Raw genomic sequence first — 18,445 nt, 5'->3', positions numbered from 1 at the left:
TTAGTACTTCCTCACCATCGGCTCGTAGCGGGTAAAGACAACCGGTTTGGTGCCCAGACGGATGCCGGCGATTGCCTCTGCCGAGCCGTCGGCCGGGGCATGGTCATCCTTGTACGCCATGGAGTGCTTCATGAATTTTTCGTCGTCGCGTTCCGGGAAGTCCTCGCGGAAGTGTCCGCCGCGGGATTCCTCACGGTGCAGGGCAGCCACGGTCATGACCTTGGCCAGTTCCAGCAGGAAGCCCAGCTCAACGGCCTCGAGCAGGTCCAGGTTGAAGCGCTTGCCCTTGTCCTGGACGCTGATCTTCTTGTAGCGGGCCTCGAAGGACTCGATGTCCGTCAGGACCTGGTTCAGCGTGTCAGCCGTACGGAACACCTGCATGTTGGCGTCCATGGTGTCCTGGAGTTCCTTGCGGATCACCGCCACCTTCTCGTCGCCGGTGCCGTTGCGGGCAATGTCCAGCAGCTCGATGGTGTAGGCCTCCGGATCCTCCGGGAGATCCACGAAGTCAGCAGTCTTGGCGTACTCCGCGGCGGCGATGCCGGCGCGCTTGCCGAACACGTTGATGTCCAGCAGTGAGTTGGTGCCCAGGCGGTTGGAGCCGTGGACCGAAACGCAGGCAACCTCGCCGGCGGCGTAGAGGCCCGGGATGACGGTGTCGTTGTCCTGCAGGACTTCGGTGGTGATGTTGGTGGGGATGCCGCCCATGGCGTAGTGCGCCGTGGGGAACACCGGAACCGGCTCCGTGTACGGTTCCACACCCAGGTAGGTGCGGGCGAACTCGGTGATGTCCGGGAGCTTGGCATCGATGTGCGCCGGCTCCAGGTGGGTCAGGTCCAGGAGGACGTAGTCCTTGTTCGGGCCGCAGCCGCGGCCTTCGCGGACTTCGTTGGCCATGGAGCGGGCCACGATGTCACGCGGTGCGAGGTCCTTGATGGTGGGGGCATAGCGCTCCATAAAGCGCTCACCCTCGGAGTTACGCAGGATGGCGCCCTCACCGCGTGCGGCTTCGGACAGCAGGATGCCCAGGCCGGCGAGGCCTGTCGGGTGGAACTGGAAGAACTCCATGTCCTCCAGCGGGATGCCACGACGGAACGCGATGCCCATGCCGTCACCGGTCAGGGTATGGGCGTTGGAGGTGGTCTTGAAGACCTTGCCGGCGCCGCCCGAGGCGAAGATCACGGACTTGGCCTGGAACACGTGCAGCTCACCGGAGGCAAGGTCATAGGACACGACGCCGGCAACACGCTTCTGCTTGTACGGCGTGCCGTCCTCGCGGACGGCGTCTTCCTCGACCGTCAGGAGGTCAAGGACGTAGTACTCGTTGTAGAACTCCACGTTGTGCTTGACGCAGTTTTGGTACAAGGTCTGCAGGATCATGTGGCCGGTGCGGTCTGCTGCGTAGCAGGCGCGGCGGACGGGCGCCTTGCCGTGGTCGCGGGTGTGGCCACCGAAGCGGCGCTGGTCGATCCGGCCTTCGGGCGTGCGGTTGAACGGCAGGCCCATCTTTTCCAGGTCCAGCACTGCGTCGATGGCTTCCTTCGCCATGACCTCGGCGGCGTCCTGGTCAACCAGGTAGTCGCCGCCCTTAATCGTGTCGAACGTGTGCCATTCCCAGTTGTCTTCTTCGACGTTGGCAAGGGCCGCACACATGCCACCCTGCGCCGCACCGGTGTGCGAGCGGGTGGGGTAGAGCTTGGTCAGTACTGCTGTTCGCGCGCGCTGACCGGACTCGATCGCGGCGCGCATGCCAGCGCCACCGGCACCGACGATGACGACGTCGTACTTATGGACCTGCATACTTGGGCGCTCTTTCTCTCAAAATTCGCTATAAAACAACGGGCGGGCGTTGCCTGCACCGCAAAATGTTGCCTGCACCGCAAAATACAGCCTGCGGCTCACCGCGGGCAGCGGTGATCTGGCTACGCGGGGCAGAAGCCGCCGGGCAGCGGAACGCCGTCAACCACGGGGCACGGGTTGAAGGTGAAGATCACCAGGGTGCCAAGGACGATGATCACGGTGGTGGCCGCGTAGAGGACGATCTTGAGCCAGAGACGGGTGGAATCCTTCTCGGCGTAGTCGTTGATGATGGTGCGGACGCCATTGGTGCCGTGCAGCATGGCCAGCCACAGCATGGCGAGGTCCCAGATCTGCCAGAACGGGTCAGCCCACTTGCCGGCGACGAAGCCGAAGTCGATGGCGTGGATGCCTTCGCCCACCAGGAGGTTCACGAAGAGGTGCCCGAAGATGAGCACCACCAGCACTACGCCGGAAAGGCGCATGAACAGCCAGGCGAACATTTCGAAGTTGCCCCGGCTTGCGCCGGTGCGGCGGTACTGGGGGGAGATCTTGCCGCTGCGCGGGTTTTCGATCGTTGCAGTCATGGCTTAGTAACCTCCGAGGGCGAGGGAAAGGTGGCGGATGGAGAAGCCGACCATCACAACTACCCACAGGGCCAGGACGGTCCACAGCATCTGGCGCTGGTATTTGGCGCCCTTCTTCCAGAAGTCGACGGCGATGATCCGCAGGCCGTTAAAGGCGTGGAAGACGATCGCGGCAACCAGGCCCGTTTCACCCAGGGCCATGAGGGGGTTCTTGTAGGCACCGATAACAGCCGTGTAGGCCTCCGGGGACACACGCACCAATGAGGTGTCCAGCACATGGACCAACAAGAAGAAAAAGATCACTACACCGGTAATCCGGTGTCCTACCCAGGACCACATGCCTTCACGGCCGCGGTACAAGGTGCCAGCTGGTTTTGTCGGCACTGATAAACCTCCCTGCAACACAGCGGCGCTGGCATGAGATCCACGCGGGGGGAACGCCTGCTGCGAGAGCAACTCGTAGCTCAGGCCTAAATCTAGGCTTCGCTCACAGCTTATTCAATTTAGGAACTCCTTGGTGACCCCGCAATGCCTGCGTTTTGCCTGCAGATGAGACGAACACCACACCATGGCGCGCCCGCGGGAGCTGGCGGAGGGTTCTGAAAGGGCAGTTCACGGCTTGTCAGCTAAAGTAGCGGTGATGAGTACAGACAAAGTGACAAGCCCGGATTCACCCCTGAACCGCTTTATTGCGGTGATTCCGGCAGGCGGAGTGGGGACCCGCCTCTGGCCCCTGTCACGCGCAGCAGCTCCCAAATTCCTTCACGACCTCACGGGGTCCGGCAGCACTTTGCTGCGCGCCACTTACGACCGTCTGGAGCCACTGGCAGGCAGGCGCGTGCTCGTGGTGACCGGCACTGCGCACCGGGCTGCCGTCTGCCGGCAGCTCCCCGAGGTCCAGGAGTCTGACCTGGTCCTGGAGAGCGAGCCCAAGGATTCCGGCGCCGCCATTGGCCTGGCTGCCGCCATCCTGTACCAGCGTGACCCGGACACCATCATGGGTTCCTTCGCCGCTGACCAGGTCATCAGTCCTGACCACCTGTTCCAGCAGGCCGTCCGCGAGGCCATCCACACGGCCGCCGCCGGCAAGATCGTGACCATCGGCATCAAGCCGACCCACCCGTCCACCGGCTTCGGTTACATCCGGGCCGGCGCGGAACTCAACATCGAAGGTGCGCCCAGCGCCCAGGCCGTGGTGGAGTTCGTGGAGAAGCCGGACGAGGAAGTTGCCCAGCAGTATGTGGACAGCGGTGAGTATGTCTGGAACGCAGGTATGTTCGTGGCTCCCGTTGCCCTGATGCTGAGGCACCTTGAGGCCAACCAGCCGGAGCTGTTCAAGGGCCTGCAGGAGATCGCCCAGGCCTGGGACACTCCCGAACGTGATGCCGTCACAGCCCGCGTCTGGCCCACGTTGCCTAAGATCGCCATTGACTATGCGGTGGCCGAGCCTGCCGCCGCTGCCGGCGATGTTGCCGTTGTGCCGGGCACCTTCGGATGGGACGACGTCGGGGACTTTGCTTCGGTGGGCCGGCTCAACAGTGCGCGGGAAGTCGATGACGTCACCGTTATCGGTGAAGGCGCCCGGGTTTTCACCGAAAACGCCAGCGGTGTGGTGGTTTCGGACACGAAGCGCGTGATCGCCCTGATCGGCATCAAGGACGTGGTCATCGTTGACACGGGCGATGCCCTCCTGGTGACCACCAAGCAGCATGCGCAGCGGGTCAAGGGAGCCGTTGACGCGCTCAAGGCCAGTGGCGACACCGACGTTCTGTAACCCGGTCGGAAGTGTCCAGGCGCGGCACAATCTGTAACGCGCCCGCCGTGATGACGCTATTCCGTGGACGCTCGCTAGAGTAAATGAGTGCGTAATTACACTACTGAAGCCGAGCCCACCGCATTAGTGCGGCCATGGTTGGAACCCCTCCTGCCGGAGCTGATCGACTTTCGCCGGGATCTGCACGCGCACCCCGAGCTTTCCTTCAAGGAATTCCGCACCACAGACAAGCTGGTGGAGCGGCTCGAAGCCGCCGGACTGGCTCCGCGGCGGCTTGAAGGCACCGGCCTCACCGTCGACATCGGCGAGGGGACCATCGCCACAGCGCTCCGCGGCGACATTGATGCCCTGCCCATCATCGAGGAAACGGGGCTGCCGTTTGCCTCGAAGAACCATGGCGTCACACATGCGTGTGGCCACGACGTCCACACCGCCGCCATGCTCGGCGTCGCGCTGGTCCTGCAGCGCATGCACGAGGAGTCCCCGCTGGGCGGTTCGGTCCGGATCATTTTCCAGCCTGCCGAGGAGACCATGCCCGGTGGCGCACTGTCCTGCATTGAGCAGGGCGTCCTGGACGGTGTGCCGCGCATCCTTGCGCTGCACTGCGACCCGAGGATCGACGTCGGACGCATCGGTACGCGCATCGGCGCCATTACGTCCGCTTCGGACACCATCAAGATCGAGCTGAGCGGCCGCGGCGGCCATACGTCCCGCCCGCACCTTACCGAGGACCTGGTCTTCGCCCTGGCGCAGATCGCCGTCAACGTTCCGGCCGTGCTTTCACGCCGGGTGGATGTCCGCAGCGGAGTATCCGTGGTCTGGGGCCAGATCAACGCCGGATCGGCACCCAATGCCATCCCGGGCACCGGTTACATGTCAGGCACCATGCGCTGCCTCGACCGCGATGCCTGGCATGACGCCGGCGAGCTCCTGGATGAAGTCGTGCAGCAGGTGGCCGCGCCCTATGGGGTGGATGTCCACCTGGAACACACCAGGGGCGTCCCGCCTGTTGTGAACTCCGAGGACGAGACCGCGCTCATTGAGGCCGCAGCCCGCGCTGAAATCGGCGAGGGCGCCGTAGTGCTGACGCCGCAGTCCATGGGCGGCGAGGACTTCGCCTGGTTCCTGGCTGAACGGCCTGGCGCCATGATGCGCCTGGGTACCAAGACCCCCGGCGGCGAGGAGTACGACCTGCACCGCGGTGACTACATCCTGGACGAACGCGCCCTGGGCCTGGGCATCCAGGTCCTCACGGCAGCGGCCCTCCGGACCATCCGCGACCTCTAGCCCCCGCGCCCCGAGCTATCTAACCCCTGGCGCGCGAACGGACATTTAAGCCCTTGCCCTCCCGCGCGAACTGGCAGATAACACCCTCAAAACCCGGTTTTGAGGGTGTTATCTGCTCGTTCGCGCGTCTCTTTGGCGTGGTAAGTTGTGCACAATTGAATTGTGGACTATCGTCTTAGGTATGACTGAAGCCCCCCGCCTCGACCGCCAGGTGTGTTTTGCGCTGTACTCCGCGTCCCGCGCGGCAACAGCGGTCTACCGCCCAGTCTTGGAAGACCTCGGCCTGACGTACCCGCAGTATCTGGTGATGCTGGTCCTCTGGGAATCGGAGCCGAAGGGCGTCAAGGAGCTCGGCGAGGAACTGGGCCTTGACTCCGGCACGCTATCGCCGCTGCTCAAGCGGCTTGAGGCCATGGGGCTCGTGGAGCGCCGCCGGTCCGGGGAAGATGAGCGCCGTGTTGCAGTCCACCTGACGCCGACCGGATGCTCGCTCAGCAGCAGGGCCAGCGGGATTCCTCGGCACCTTGCGGACGCCGCCGGGTTGTCAGCCGAGGAGCTGGAACAGCTTCGCACCACTCTTGAAAGGCTCACGGAAGCCCTTCACCGCACGCACTGAGCGCCAAAGATTTCCGTTATCCACATCCAACAGGACGGACCACCTATGAAGACTCTCTACACTGCCGAGGCCCTGGCTTCCGGCGAAGGCCGCGACGGCAACGCACGCACCAATGATGGCAAGCTGGATGTCAGCCTTGCCAGCCCCGTGGAGCTGGGCGGTGACGGCCAGGGAACCAACCCGGAGCAGCTCTTTGCCGCCGGTTACGCGGCATGCTTCCACTCGGCCCTCCGCCTCGTGGGGCGCAAGGAGCGCGCAGACCTGACCGATTCAGCCGTGGCCGCCAAGATCCACTTTGGCGCACTGAACGACGGCGTGGGCTACGGTCTCGCTGCTGAACTGGAGATCGCGGTTCCGGCCCTGGATCTCGCCACGGCCGAGTCCCTGGTGGCCAAAGCGCATCAGATCTGCCCCTATTCCAACGCCACCCGGGGAAACATGACCGTGGACATCAAGATCCTGGAGTTCGCAGCATGAGCGTGACAACGGCACTGCCATCATCCAGCCGCGAAATCCGCCTGGCCTCGCGTCCGGTAGGGCGTCCCGGTCCCGAAAACTTCCGACTGGCAGAGTCACCGCTGCCGGAGCTTCAGGACGGCCAGATCCTGGTCCGCAACCTCTACGTCTCCGTGGACCCCTACATGCGCGGCCGTATGAACGACGTCAAGTCGTACTCCCCGCCGTTCGCGCTGGATGCAGCGCTCGACGGCGGCGCCATCGGTGAGGTCATCGCGTCCAGGGCCGAGGGGCGCAAGGTGGGGGACGCCGTCGTCCATCAGCTCGGCTGGCGGGAATTCGCGGTCCTGGAAGCAGACGCAACGTCGGTTGCCCGCACGGACCTTGCACCGGCGTCGGCGTTCCTTGGCGCGCTGGGCATGACCGGACTGACGGCGTACGCCGGGCTGCTCAAAGTGGCCGAGTTCAAGCCCGGCGATGCCGTATTCGTGTCAGGTGCGGCGGGTGCCGTGGGCTCTCTTGTGGGCCAGATCGCCAAGGCGATGGGCGCTTCCAGGGTCATCGGCAGCGCGGGAACCGCGGAGAAGGTGGCCCGGCTCCTGGAACTGGGCTTCGACGCCGCATTCAACTACAACGACGGGCCGGTGCGGGAACAGCTTGTCCAGGCCGCAGGACCCGCAGGTATTGACGTGTATTTCGACAACGTGGGTGGCGATCATCTGGAGGCTGCCCTGGCGGTCCTGAATGTGGGCGGCCGTGTGGCCATGTGCGGCGCGATAGCCCAGTACAACTCCACCGAACCCACGCCGGCGCCGCGGAACCTCGCCCTTGCCATCGGCAAGCAGCTCACCCTGCGGGGGTTCCTGGTCAGCGGACAGCGCCAGCACAGCGCTGAATTCTTCGGCAAGATGTCAGCCTGGCTGGCGGAAGGTTCAGTCCGGTATGACGAGACCGTGGTGGACGGGCTGGAGAATGCGCCCCAGGCTTTCATGGACCTGCTCGACGGCGCCAACACCGGCAAGATGCTCGTGCGCCTCTAAGCCCCCCACCAGCGCGAACGGACATTTGAGGCCCCGCCCGGCGGGCCCCAAGTGTCCGTTCGCGCTTAAAGTGAGGGGTGCGGAACCGCAGGTTTTCTACTGGTTGGTAACAAATTCTCAACAATCTTCGGGATCCGGCTTCAATGTGGTATCGGATGTGTTGCAGCCCACTAATGTTGCTTGTATCAGGCGCTTCGGCGCAGTGCTGCGAAGCCCTCAGTGAAAACAGAATTTCAGTGTAGAAACGGACACTCATTGAATTCGAGTCGTAGCGCCACTCTCTCCCTGGAGGAAATTTGAAGAACACACTGCGCGCTAAGTTCAAGCGCGGTTCAATGGCAGGCATGGCCTCAGTGGGTGCCACAGCACTCCTGCTGACCGGCTGCGGCGCGGCACCTGACGCTGGAGGCACCGCCACCGCAACAGCGAGCGACTACACCGGCTGCATCGTCTCGGACTCCGGCGGATTCGATGACCAGTCGTTCAACCAGTCCTCCTACGATGGCCTGAAGAAGGCCGAGGCTGACCTGGGCATCAAGGTCAACCAGGCCGAGTCCAAGACCAACAACGACTTCGAGCCAAACCTCCGCGCCATGGTTGCCGCCAACTGCGATCTCACCCTGACCGTCGGCTTCCTGCTGGGTGATGCCACCAAGAAGCAGGCTACGGACAACCCGGACCGCCACTTTGCCATCATCGACTTCGGCTACGACCCGCCCATCAGCAACGTCAAGCCGATCATCTACGACACCGCCCAGGCAGCGTTCCTGGCCGGTTACCTGGCCGCAGGCACCACCAAGACAGGAAGTGTGGCCACGTTCGGCGGCAGGGAGATTCCCACCGTGACCATTTTCATGGATGGGTTTGCCGACGGCGTCAAGTACTACAACGAGCAGAAGGGCAAGGACGTCAAAGTCCTTGGCTGGGACAAGGCGGCCCAGGATGGCAGCTTCACGGGCGACTTTGAAAAGCAGGACAAGGGCAAGCAGCTCACCCAAAACTTCCTTGACCAGGGCGCGGACATTGTGATGCCCGTCGCCGGTCCGGTGGGCAAGGGAGCCGGTGCAGCCCTGATGGAGGCGAAAGCGGCCGGCAAGGACGTCAAGATGATCTGGGTTGACTCCGACGGATTCCTGACCGCACCCGAATACAAGGACATCATGCTTTCCTCGGTCATGAAGCTTATGGGCGAAGCCGTTGAAACCGTGGTCAAGGACGACAAGGAAGGCAAGTTCACCAACACGCCATATGTCGGCACCTTGGCGAACGACGGCGTCCAGCTGGCACCTTTCCACAGCTTCGACGGGCAGGTCCCGTCCGACCTGAAGTCCGAGCTGGACCAGCTCAAGAAGGACATCGTCGACGGCAAGCTGAAGGTCGTATCTGCGGCAAGCCCCAAGGCTTAGTCATCCTCGCTAGGCGCCACTCCCGGATGGTCATCGACTGGCCGGGCGGTGGCGCTTTTCGTTGGAATTCGGCGTCGGCGAGACCGCCCACGCAGGACTGCACGCACTAGGCTGGTGCTGCAGCCACCTATCCCGTCCGGTGGGATTCACCGGACGCTTCGAGATTGGTCAGAGTTTTGAAACTTGAACTCAGAGGGATCACCAAACGCTTCGGCTCGCTGCTCGCCAACGACCACATCGACGTGGTGGTTGAACCCGGACAGATCCACTGTCTGCTGGGCGAGAACGGGGCCGGCAAGTCCACCCTGATGAATGTGCTGTACGGGCTCTACGAGCCCTCTGAGGGCGAAATCCTCATCGACGACAAACCTGTTTACTTCCGGGGCCCCGGCGACGCGATGGCTGCCGGCATCGGCATGGTGCACCAGCACTTTATGCTCGTTCCTGTTTTCACGGTTGCCGAGAATGTGGCCCTTGGAGCCGAGTCCACCAAAACCGGCGGCTTCCTGAACCTGGATGACACCCGGCGCAAGATCAAGGAGATTTCGGACCGCTACGGGTTCGATGTCGACCCCGACGCCCTGGTGGAGGACCTCCCGGTGGGCGTACAGCAGCGGGTGGAAATCATCAAGGCGCTGGTCCGCGACGCCCGGGTCCTGATCCTTGATGAGCCGACGGCGGTGCTGACGCCCCAGGACACCGATGAGCTGCTGGACATCATGCGCCAGCTCAAGTCCAACGGAACCTCGATAGTCTTCATCTCGCACAAGCTGCGCGAGGTGAAGGCTGTCTCGGACACCATCACCGTGATCCGGCGGGGCAAAGTTGTTGGTTCGGCGCATCCAGGCGCCTCCACCGCGGAGCTGGCCTCCATGATGGTGGGCCGCGCCGTCAGCCTCACACTCGAGAAGGCACCCGCCAGTCCCAAAGAGAAGACTTTCCAGGTCAAAGACCTCACTGTCATCGCCCCGAACGGGCAGCACACCGTGGACGGCCTCAGCTTCGACATTTCTCGCGGAGAGATCCTGGCCGTCGCAGGCGTGCAAGGCAACGGCCAGACCGAACTCACCGAGGCCATCCTCGGACTCCAGGACCGCGTGCACGGCTCCATCCTCCTGGACGATGTGGAACTTGTTGGCCGCAGTGTGAAGGAGGTCCTTAACGCCGGCGTCGGCTTCGTTCCGGAAGACCGGTCTGTTGACGGCCTCATCGGCACGTTCTCGATCGCCGAAAACCTGATTCTTGACCGGTACGATCAGCCGCCGTTTGCCAAGGGCATCAGCATGAGTCCGGCGAAGGTCCTGGAGAACGCCAAATCACGGATCGACGAGTTCGATGTCCGGACACCCTCGGGCCTGCTGGCGGCCGGCACGCTCTCGGGCGGCAATCAACAGAAAGTGGTCATGGCACGGGAGCTGTCCCGGCCGCTGCGGCTCTTCATTGCCTCGCAGCCCACCCGGGGTGTGGACGTCGGGTCCATCGAGTTCCTTCATAAACGGATCGTGGCGGAACGCGACCAGGGCACGCCTGTCATGATCATCTCCACCGAACTGGACGAAGTCATGGAACTCGCCGACCGCATCGCCGTGCTCTATAAGGGCAAGCTGGTGGGAATCGTCCCGGCAGGGACCGGACGCGGCGTCCTGGGCCTGATGATGGCCGGCATCTCACCAGAGGACGCTGCGAGCGTAGATAAGACGAGCCCTGACAAGACCGGCTCAGGTACCACGAGCGTAAGCAAGACCGGCGCTGACACATCAGCCGCTGACAAGACTGACTCCGCCGCCGCAGAACGCCGCGGAACCTCCAGCGCCGAAGGAGGCGATCATGCCTGAAGAGCGTCACCCTAAGCATGCGGACCAGCAAGCGAAAGCGGACGAGCCAACCCCGGCGGCGGACGAAACCGCCGCCGGGGTGGCCGTGGACACGGCCGGCGGCGCCATCAGCCCTTCAGCCGTACCAGCCAGCGCCCAAAGCGGAAAGCTGCCCGGCGGGCCGGACACGCTGCTCCGGAAGATCTTCACCGGCAGCGGCATGGTCTCAGTCCTGGCGGTGCTGCTGGCACTTGTGTTGGGCGGACTGTTGATCGCCGCCACGGACGAGCGCGTCAGCACCACCTCGGCGTATCTGTTCGCCCGACCCACAGACTTCCTCTCCGCAGTCTGGCAAGCCGCCACACAGTCCTACGTTGCCTTGTTCCAGGGCTCGGTCTTCAACCCCCGGGGTTCGAGCCTCGCGGTCCAGTTCGCGCCGCTGATGGAAACCCTCACCATCGCCACACCGCTCATCACGGCAGGCCTCGGCGTCGCGCTCGCGTTCCGGGCCGGCCTGTTCAACATTGGCGCCCAGGGCCAGATCATCATGGCCGGCATCCTGGCGGGCTGGGTCGGTTTCGCCCTGCACCTTCCGTTGGGCCTGCACCTGTTGCTCGTCCTCGTGGCAGGCATCGTGGGAGGCGCCCTCTGGGGTGGCCTGGTTGGTCTCCTGAAGGCCCGGACAGGTGCCCACGAAGTCATCCTGACCATCATGTTCAACTACATTGCGCTGTACTTCCTGGGATACCTGCTGAACACTCCGGCGTTCCAGCGTCCGGGGGAGTCCAACCCGATCTCGCCCATCCTGGACGCAACCGCCGTGTACCCCCAGATTTTCGGCTCCCAGTATCGCCTGCACCTGGGCTTCGTCCTGGCCATCGCGGCCACCGTCCTGGTGTGGTGGCTGCTGAACCGCTCCACCGTCGGCTTTGAATTCCGGGCCGTGGGAGCCAATCCGAAGGCTGCCCTGACCGCCGGAATCAACGTCTCCCGGTCCACCATCCTGGTCATGGCCATCGCCGGTGCGCTGGCGGGAATGTCCGGCGTGGCCCAGGTGGCGGGCACGGAAAAGGTCCTGACAGACGGCGTCGCTGCAACGTACGGGTTTGACGCCATCACGGTGGCGCTGCTGGGACGTTCGACGCCGTGGGGCACCTTCGCTGCCGGCCTGCTGTTCGGCGCCTTCCGCGCCGGTGCCGTGCAGATGCAGATCCAGACCGGAACACCCATCGACATTGTCCTGGTGGTCCAGTCGCTGATTGTCCTCTTTATCGCGGCCCCGCCGCTGGTCCGGGCAGTCTTCGGGCTGAACCCCCGCCGCAAGAAGCCAGCCAAGGCCGGAAAAACCCAGCAGGCAGCAACCACCGGAGGCGCAGCATGAGCGCAACAGCAACATCGCCCCTGCCGGGACGCGGAACGCCAGGAACATCGCCCCAAGCCGACGAGGCCCAGCCAACATCCGGCAAACCGGTGCTCTGGAAAACCCCCGTCCTGCTCTCGGCGCTGGGACTCGTCGCTTTTGTTTTCTTCGGCCTGATGGGATCAGCGCAGACCGCAAGGTTCGGAATTTCCACCGGCGGGGACTTTTTCCAACTGCCCGTGCTTGAAGTTCCCGCAATGCCGGGCGGCATCACCCTCTCGGTCCTGATGCTTGGGCTGGCGGCCTATTCCGTCTATCTGAAGACCAAGGTCCGGCCCACCCCGGCCTGGCTGACCATCACCTTTACGGTGCTGTTTGTCGCAGCCTTCCTCATCTGGGTGGTCGGCGGTGCCCGGACGCCCAGCATTTCACTGGCCGGACTCATCGCCGGTTCGGTCACCCTGGCCGTCCCGCTGGTGTTCGGATCTTTGTCCGGTGTGCTGTGCGAGCGGGTCGGGGTAGTCAACATCGCCATCGAAGGCCAGCTCCTGGGCGGCGCCTTCACCGCCGCAATCGTGGCCAGCATTACGCAAAACCCCTTTGTGGGCCTGCTCGCGGCAGCTGTGGCGGGCGCGGCGGTGTCCATGGTGCTTGCGGTGTTCAGCATCAGGTACCTGGTCAACCAGATCATCGTCGGCGTGGTGCTCAACGTCCTGATTTCCGGCGTCACCGGCTTCCTGTTCAGCACCGTTATGCAGGCGGACAAGGCCCAGTTCAACTCACCGCCCGGCCTGGACATCGTCCAGATTCCCATCCTCTCCGGAATCCCGATCCTCGGCCCTATCCTGTTCAAGCAGTCGCTGGTGGGCTACCTGATGTACGTCGCCGTCATCGTGGTGTGGGTTGGGCTGTTCAAAACCAAGTGGGGCCTGCGGGTCCGCGCCGTGGGTGAACACCCGCAGGCCGCCGACACGATGGGCATCAAGGTCAACGCCACCCGCTTCTGGAACGTCACGTTGGGTGGCGCCATCGCAGGCATCGGCGGCTCGTTCTTCACGCTCGTGGCGATCGACAGCTTCACGAAGGAAATCTCCGGCGGACGAGGCTTCATCGCACTCGCCGCGCTGATCTTCGGACGCTGGAACCCGATCGGCGCGTTCTTCGCCGCCCTGCTGTTCGGCTTTGCAGACAACCTGCAGAGCATTGTGACCATCATCGGAACCCCGGTGCCGAGCCAGTTCATGGCCATGCTGCCCTACCTGGTGACGGTGCTGGCCGTGGCCGGGCTGGTGGGCAGGTCCCGGCCACCGGCAGCCAGCGGCATCCCGTACATCAAGGGTTGACGGCCATGGAACGGGATCGGGTTTCGCTCCCCGTGGACTGGCAGGCGCTCAAGCAGGCCGCCGTGAGCGCCATGAAAAACGCCTACGCCCCGTATTCGAAGTACCCGGTGGGGGCCGCGGCCTTCACCGAGGACGGGCGGCTGGTCAGCGGCTGCAACGTGGAGAACGCAAGCTACGGGCTCTCCCTGTGTGCTGAATGTGCCCTGGTGGGCAACCTGCACATGACCGGCGGCGGGTTGTTGCGCGCCTTCTACTGCGTAGACGCTGCGGGCAACGTGCTGATGCCGTGCGGCCGCTGCCGGCAGCTTCTCTATGAATTCCGCGCGCCTGGCATGGAGCTTATGACCACACAAGGCATCAAAACCATGGACCAGGTGCTGCCCGACGCATTTGGTCCCCAAAACCTGGAGGATCCAAGGTGACACAGGCAACTGAGGCATTCGACGCCGTCGACATCATCCGCACCAAGCGGGACCGGGGCGCCCTGAGCCCGGAGCAGATCGACTGGACCATTAACGCGTACACCCGCGGGGTCATCGCCGACGAACAGATGGCCGCGTTGAACATGGCCATCCTGCTCAACGGCATGGACCGCGCCGAAATTTCGCGCTGGACGGCGGCGATGATCGCCTCGGGCGAACGGATGGACTTCGGCGGCCTCCGGCGGCCCGACGGCGGCGTGAAGGCTACCAGCGACAAGCATTCCACCGGGGGAGTGGGGGACAAGATCACGCTTCCGCTGGCACCGCTGGTGGCAGTGTTCGGCGTGGCGGTGCCGCAGCTATCCGGCCGCGGGCTGGGCCACACCGGCGGCACCCTGGACAAGCTGGAATCGATCCCCGGCTGGCGGGCCGCCCTGAGCAACGACGAAATTATGGCGCAGCTTCAGGACGTGGGCGCCGTGATCTGCGCTGCCGGGGCGGGGCTGGCGCCGGCGGACAAGAAGCTCTACGCACTGCGGGACGTCACCGGCACGGTCGAGGCGATCCCGCTGATCGCCTCCTCGATCATGAGCAAGAAGATCGCCGAAGGCACGGGGTCCCTGGTCCTGGACGTCAAGGTGGGCAGCGGCGCCTTTATGAAGGATGAGGCCCGGGCGCGCGAACTGGCCGAAACCATGGTGGCCCTTGGCAAGGACGCCGGCGTCAACACGGTGGCGCTGCTGACCAACATGAGCACGCCGCTCGGCCTCACCGCTGGCAACGCGATCGAAGTGGAGGAATCCGTGGAGGTCCTGGCCGGCGGCGGCCCGGAAGACGTCGTCGAACTCACCGTCCGGCTGGCTGAAGAGATGCTGGCCTGCGCGGGCGTCCACAACGCCGATCCCCGGGCCGCGCTGAAGGACGGCCGGGCCATGGACGTCTGGAACCGGATGATCGAAGCGCAGGGCGGAGATCCGCGCGCCAAGCTGCCGGTCGCCAAGGAATCCGAGGTCATCTACGCCCCGGCCGACGGTGTCCTGGTGGGGCTTGATGCCCTGGCGGTGGGCGTTGCGGCGTGGCGTCTCGGGGCGGGGCGTGCCCGCAAGGAAGACGCCGTCCAGGCCGGTGCCGGCATCCGCATGCATGCAAAGCCCGGTGCCGTGGTGCGTGCGGGTGAGCCGCTGATGACGCTGCTCACGGATACGCCGGAAAAGTTCGCGCGCGCCAAGGAAGCCCTTGAACACGCCGCCACGATCGCCCCGGAAGGGTCGCGCCCGGCCCAGCAGCTCATCATCGACCGAATAGCATAGGGACAATGCAGGCCATCAATGAATTCATCCTTGCTGCCGCCGGGCAGCCGTGGGTGCTCCTCCTTGTGCTGGCCTGCTGCCTGATCGACGGGTTTTTCCCGCCGATACCCAGCGAATCCGTGGTGGTGGGGCTGGCCGCAGTGGCCGCCACCGCGGACGTCCCCAATCCCTGGCTGCTGATGGCGGTCGCGGGCCTGGGTGCTTTCTCAGGCGATAACATCGCCTACCTCATTGGGCGACGGGTGGGTACCCGGCGCTGGCACTGGATGCGCGGACCGCGGATGCAAAGTGCCTTCCGCTGGGCAGGAGACGAGCTGAGGAAGCGGCCGGCGTCCCTCATCCTGGTGGCGCGGTTCATTCCCATCGGCAGGGTTGCCGTCAACCTCACCGCGGGCGTGACCCACTATTCGCACGTGCGGTTCGTCGGCTTGACGGTGCTCTCCGCCACGCTCTGGGCCTCCTACTCCGTGGGTATCGGGCTGTTCTTCGGCCAGTGGTTTGAAAACAATCATCTGCTCGGCGCGGCCATCGCAATCGTCTGCGCCGTGGGCCTTGGAATCGTGGTGGACCTGATCATTAACCGCATCCGGGGAAAGGTTCCTGTGGTGGAGCGGCTGAAGGATCCGGAAGCCTAGGGTTTGCGGCGTCCGCGCGTAGCGGGTAGGGTCCCGGGCATGGGACACTGAAGAGCGATTTACGTCACTTCCGGCTGCATCATTTCGTCTAGGAGCAAGACCCGCGTGGAGTTTATTAATGAGGCCGTGCTCCATGCAGCGGGCCAATGGTGGATCTACCCGGTCCTTCTTGTGTTCTTCTTCATTGACGGCTTCGCCATGGTGGTTCCCAGCGAGACGCTGATTGTGGCGCTGGCCGCGTTTTCCCGGCACAGCGGTGAACCGAATCTTTGGATCTTGGGCGCGACAGCACTGATCGGTGCCATCGCGGGTGACAACATGGCGTTTATGCTCGGCCGCAGGATCGGCCTTGACCGCTGGAAGTGGATGCGGCGTCCCAAAGTGCAGAAGGCTTTTGGCTGGGCACGGTATGAACTCGAAAAACGCGGCGCCGTCCTGATTTTCACGGCGCGCTACATTCCCTGGGGCCGGGTGGCGGTCAACTATGTGGCCGGCAGCACCGGCTTTGCGCACCGCCGGTTCTTCCTGCTGGACGCCTTCGCTTGCATCACGTGGGTGGGGTACTCCATCGGCATCGGGATACTGGCCAGTTCGTTCCCCTGGCTCCACAACAACCCGCTGCTCAGCGCAGGCATTGCCGTGGTGTTCGCCATCGTGCTGGGCATCCTGATCGACCACCTGCTGCGCTGGTGGCACAAGCACCTGGCCCGCAATGACGCCGAAACTGTGGATGAATGGCTCGACGGCGGCCCTCAAGGTTCCGTGCCCGCGCATACCGCGGCTTCGCCGCTGCTGGCGTCTGCCCCGGCCGAGGCGGAGCAGCTGGGAAAGTAGCGGCTGGCATAAGCCGCCTGCCGACCCTAAGGTTGGATGGTGACTGAGCCTATTGTTGACGCTGCCCCTGCCATCGATTTCGACCTGAAGAGCCTGCCTAAGGTTTCGCTGCACGACCACCTGGACGGTGGTCTCCGTCCAGCCACCATCATCGAGCTGGCCGCGGCCGTTGGCCACACGCTGCCTTCCACGGACCCGGTGGCCCTGGGCGAGTGGTTCCGCGAGTCCGCGGATTCCGGCTCGCTGGTCCGCTACCTGGAGACGTTCGACCACACAGTGGCCGTGATGCAGACCAAGGAAGGCCTCATCCGCGTCGCCAAGGAATTCGTCGAGGACCTCGCGGACGACGGCGTGGTATACGGCGAAGTGCGTTGGGCACCGGAGCAGCACCTCCAGAAGGGCCTGTCCCTGGACGAGGTTGTTGAAGCAGTCCAGGAAGGCCTCGAAGCCGGTGTGGACGCCGTGACCGAAAGCGGCCGCGAAATCCAGGTGGGTCAGCTGATCACCGCCATGCGCCACGCAGACCGCGGCCAGGAAATCGCCGAACTCGCTGTCCGCCACCGCAACAAGGGCGCTGTGGGCTTTGACATCGCCGGAGCTGAAGACGGCTTCCTCCCGTCCCGGTTCAAGGACGCCTTCACGTACCTCGCCCAGCACAACTTCCCCGCGACGGTGCACGCCGGCGAGGCCGCCGGACTCGAAAGCATCCAGTCCGCCCTCGTTGACGGCCGGGCACTGCGCCTGGGCCACGGCGTCCGCATCGCCGAGGACATCATGGTGGAGTTCGACGACGAAGACGACGACGCCGCGAGCGACGAGGACAACATCGGCCTGGTCACCCTGGGCGACCTGTCCAGCTGGATCCGCGACCGCGGCATCGCCCTGGAGATCTGCCCGTCGTCGAACCTCCAGACCGGAGCGATCGCCGGTTTCGGCGAGGGCATCGAGAGCCACCCGCTGGACATGCTGTACCAGCTGGGCTTCAACGTCACCATCAACACCGACAACCGGCTGATGAGCGGCGTCACCCTGACGGACGAGTTCGAACTCCTCGTGGAAACTTTCGACTACGACCTCGACGATCTGCTGGAGCTCACGCTTAACGCTGCCGAGGCATCCTTCCTGCCGCTTGAAGAGAAGGAAGCGTTGGTGGAATACATCAACGACGCCTACGACAACCTTGGCTGAGCAGGCTCCCATCGATCGGCTGGTCGCTGTCGTGGCCCAGCTGCGCGAGCACTGCCCGTGGATGGCCGCCCTCACGCATGCCTCGCTGGTGGAGTACCTCCTGGAGGAGGCCTTCGAGGTTGCCGAGACCATCGAGACCGGCGCGGGTGACGCCGAGCTCCGCGGCGAACTGGGCGATGTGCTGCTTCAGGTGGTGCTGCACGCCCGGCTCGCCGAGGAGCGCGGCACGTTCACGTTCGACGACGTCGCCCGCGGGCTGAGCGCCAAAATGGTCCGCCGCAATCCCCATGTCTTCCGGCCCGACGGCACGCTGCAGGACACCTTCCCTGCCTCGGTGGCGGAGATTGTCCGTAAATGGGACGCCGTGAAGACTGCGGAACGTCCGGAGCGAACGGGGCCCTTTGAAGGCATCCCGGACGCACTGCCGGCCCTGGCGAAGGCGCAGAAGTTCCTCGACCGGGCCGAAAGGTCAGGATCTCGATGCTCCTATGGTTGTCAAGCGGCTTGTTGAAGGGTTTGGTGGCGTTGTTGGATCTTGATGAGGATGGGATGAATTTCGCGGCAGACGTAGCGTTT

At 64.3% G+C, this 18,445-nt stretch carries 17 protein-coding genes and 1 pseudogene; 15 read left to right on the top strand and 3 right to left on the bottom strand.

The window, feature by feature from the left end; translation table 11 throughout:
* The 3 genes from sdhA to sdhC all read right to left on the bottom strand — a co-directional run bounded on the left by sdhA (position 1) and on the right by sdhC (position 2,768).
* Positions 1–1,800 (bottom strand): succinate dehydrogenase flavoprotein subunit, encoded by a 1,800-nt coding sequence (sdhA, locus tag NG696_RS04790; protein WP_252566498.1) that lies wholly within the window; start codon positions 1,798–1,800, stop codon positions 1–3.
* A 122-nt stretch (positions 1,801–1,922) separates the two neighbouring features.
* A complete protein-coding gene (locus tag NG696_RS04785; protein ID WP_252566495.1) occupies positions 1,923–2,384 on the bottom strand; it encodes a succinate dehydrogenase hydrophobic membrane anchor subunit in 462 nt (153 codons plus the stop codon).
* Between the two features lie 3 nt (positions 2,385–2,387).
* Complete coding sequence (gene sdhC / locus NG696_RS04780) at positions 2,388–2,768, bottom strand: succinate dehydrogenase, cytochrome b556 subunit (protein ID WP_308291944.1); 381 nt, start codon at positions 2,766–2,768, stop codon at positions 2,388–2,390.
* A 256-nt stretch (positions 2,769–3,024) separates the two neighbouring features.
* On the opposite strand from sdhC, the gene NG696_RS04775 reads away from it, so the two are divergent.
* The 15 genes and pseudogenes from NG696_RS04775 to NG696_RS04705 form a co-directional block, all read left to right on the top strand.
* A complete protein-coding gene (locus NG696_RS04775; protein WP_252566492.1) occupies positions 3,025–4,158 on the top strand; it encodes a mannose-1-phosphate guanylyltransferase in 1,134 nt (377 codons plus the stop codon).
* Positions 4,159–4,245: 87 nt separating this feature from the next.
* On the top strand, positions 4,246–5,445 hold the full coding sequence (locus tag NG696_RS04770) for an amidohydrolase (RefSeq protein WP_252566489.1): 1,200 nt from the start codon (positions 4,246–4,248) through the stop codon (positions 5,443–5,445).
* A 181-nt stretch (positions 5,446–5,626) separates the two neighbouring features.
* The gene (locus NG696_RS04765) at positions 5,627–6,061 is read left to right on the top strand and encodes a MarR family winged helix-turn-helix transcriptional regulator (protein WP_252574426.1); all 435 of its coding nucleotides are present in this window, start codon (positions 5,627–5,629) and stop codon (positions 6,059–6,061) included.
* A 45-nt stretch (positions 6,062–6,106) separates the two neighbouring features.
* Positions 6,107–6,538, top strand: a complete 432-nt coding sequence (locus tag NG696_RS04760) for an organic hydroperoxide resistance protein (RefSeq protein ID WP_104060963.1) — start codon at positions 6,107–6,109, stop codon at positions 6,536–6,538.
* Positions 6,535–7,557 carry an NADP-dependent oxidoreductase gene (locus NG696_RS04755; RefSeq protein ID WP_252566480.1) on the top strand — a complete coding sequence of 341 codons (1,023 nt, stop codon included), beginning with the start codon at positions 6,535–6,537 and terminating at the stop codon, positions 7,555–7,557. Before NG696_RS04760 ends, NG696_RS04755 begins: the two co-directional genes overlap by 4 nt.
* Before the next feature lie 296 nt (positions 7,558–7,853).
* The gene (locus NG696_RS04750; protein WP_445260426.1) at positions 7,854–8,963 is read left to right on the top strand and encodes a BMP family lipoprotein; all 1,110 of its coding nucleotides are present in this window, start codon (positions 7,854–7,856) and stop codon (positions 8,961–8,963) included.
* 176 nt (positions 8,964–9,139) lie between these two features.
* Positions 9,140–10,798 carry an ABC transporter ATP-binding protein gene (locus tag NG696_RS04745; protein ID WP_252574423.1) on the top strand — a complete coding sequence of 553 codons (1,659 nt, stop codon included), beginning with the start codon at positions 9,140–9,142 and terminating at the stop codon, positions 10,796–10,798.
* The gene (locus tag NG696_RS04740) at positions 10,791–12,158 is read left to right on the top strand and encodes an ABC transporter permease (RefSeq protein WP_252566476.1); all 1,368 of its coding nucleotides are present in this window, start codon (positions 10,791–10,793) and stop codon (positions 12,156–12,158) included. The genes NG696_RS04745 and NG696_RS04740 overlap by 8 nt, the downstream gene beginning before the upstream one ends.
* The gene (locus tag NG696_RS04735; protein ID WP_252574421.1) at positions 12,155–13,480 is read left to right on the top strand and encodes an ABC transporter permease; all 1,326 of its coding nucleotides are present in this window, start codon (positions 12,155–12,157) and stop codon (positions 13,478–13,480) included. The genes NG696_RS04740 and NG696_RS04735 overlap by 4 nt, the downstream gene beginning before the upstream one ends.
* A 5-nt stretch (positions 13,481–13,485) precedes the next feature.
* Complete coding sequence (locus tag NG696_RS04730; protein ID WP_252566470.1) at positions 13,486–13,902, top strand: cytidine deaminase; 417 nt, start codon at positions 13,486–13,488, stop codon at positions 13,900–13,902.
* Positions 13,899–15,212, top strand: a complete 1,314-nt coding sequence (locus NG696_RS04725) for a thymidine phosphorylase (protein ID WP_252566467.1) — start codon at positions 13,899–13,901, stop codon at positions 15,210–15,212. Before NG696_RS04730 ends, NG696_RS04725 begins: the two co-directional genes overlap by 4 nt.
* Before the next feature lie 5 nt (positions 15,213–15,217).
* A complete protein-coding gene (locus NG696_RS04720) occupies positions 15,218–15,847 on the top strand; it encodes a DedA family protein (protein WP_252566464.1) in 630 nt (209 codons plus the stop codon).
* A 105-nt stretch (positions 15,848–15,952) separates the two neighbouring features.
* The gene (locus NG696_RS04715; RefSeq protein ID WP_252566461.1) at positions 15,953–16,681 is read left to right on the top strand and encodes a DedA family protein; all 729 of its coding nucleotides are present in this window, start codon (positions 15,953–15,955) and stop codon (positions 16,679–16,681) included.
* Positions 16,682–16,720: 39 nt separating this feature from the next.
* The gene (locus NG696_RS04710) at positions 16,721–17,869 is read left to right on the top strand and encodes an adenosine deaminase (RefSeq protein ID WP_252566458.1); all 1,149 of its coding nucleotides are present in this window, start codon (positions 16,721–16,723) and stop codon (positions 17,867–17,869) included.
* A 61-nt stretch (positions 17,870–17,930) separates the two neighbouring features.
* Positions 17,931–18,344: pseudogene (locus NG696_RS04705) on the top strand (MazG nucleotide pyrophosphohydrolase domain-containing protein); the annotation flags it as partial.
* Positions 18,345–18,445 lie beyond the last annotated feature (101 nt).

Source organism: Pseudarthrobacter cellobiosi, assembly GCF_023913755.1.
GTDB classification, from domain to species: domain Bacteria; phylum Actinomycetota; class Actinomycetes; order Actinomycetales; family Micrococcaceae; genus Arthrobacter; species Arthrobacter cellobiosi.
Note: the sequence above shows the minus strand (reverse complement) of the source record. Positions and strands in the feature narration are given on the sequence as shown.

Coding starts and splice junctions, on each gene's coding strand:
- NG696_RS04775 (WP_252566492.1), top strand. CDS start 3,025: ATGAGTACAGACAAAGTGACAAGCCCGGATTCACCCCTGAACCGCTTT.
- NG696_RS04720 (WP_252566464.1), top strand. CDS start 15,218: ATGCAGGCCATCAATGAATTCATCCTTGCTGCCGCCGGGCAGCCGTGG.
- NG696_RS04740 (WP_252566476.1), top strand. CDS start 10,791: ATGCCTGAAGAGCGTCACCCTAAGCATGCGGACCAGCAAGCGAAAGCG.
- NG696_RS04760 (WP_104060963.1), top strand. CDS start 6,107: ATGAAGACTCTCTACACTGCCGAGGCCCTGGCTTCCGGCGAAGGCCGC.
- sdhA (WP_252566498.1), bottom strand. CDS start 1,800: ATGCAGGTCCATAAGTACGACGTCGTCATCGTCGGTGCCGGTGGCGCT.
- NG696_RS04765 (WP_252574426.1), top strand. CDS start 5,627: ATGACTGAAGCCCCCCGCCTCGACCGCCAGGTGTGTTTTGCGCTGTAC.
- NG696_RS04785 (WP_252566495.1), bottom strand. CDS start 2,384: ATGACTGCAACGATCGAAAACCCGCGCAGCGGCAAGATCTCCCCCCAG.
- NG696_RS04735 (WP_252574421.1), top strand. CDS start 12,155: ATGAGCGCAACAGCAACATCGCCCCTGCCGGGACGCGGAACGCCAGGA.
- NG696_RS04755 (WP_252566480.1), top strand. CDS start 6,535: ATGAGCGTGACAACGGCACTGCCATCATCCAGCCGCGAAATCCGCCTG.
- NG696_RS04730 (WP_252566470.1), top strand. CDS start 13,486: ATGGAACGGGATCGGGTTTCGCTCCCCGTGGACTGGCAGGCGCTCAAG.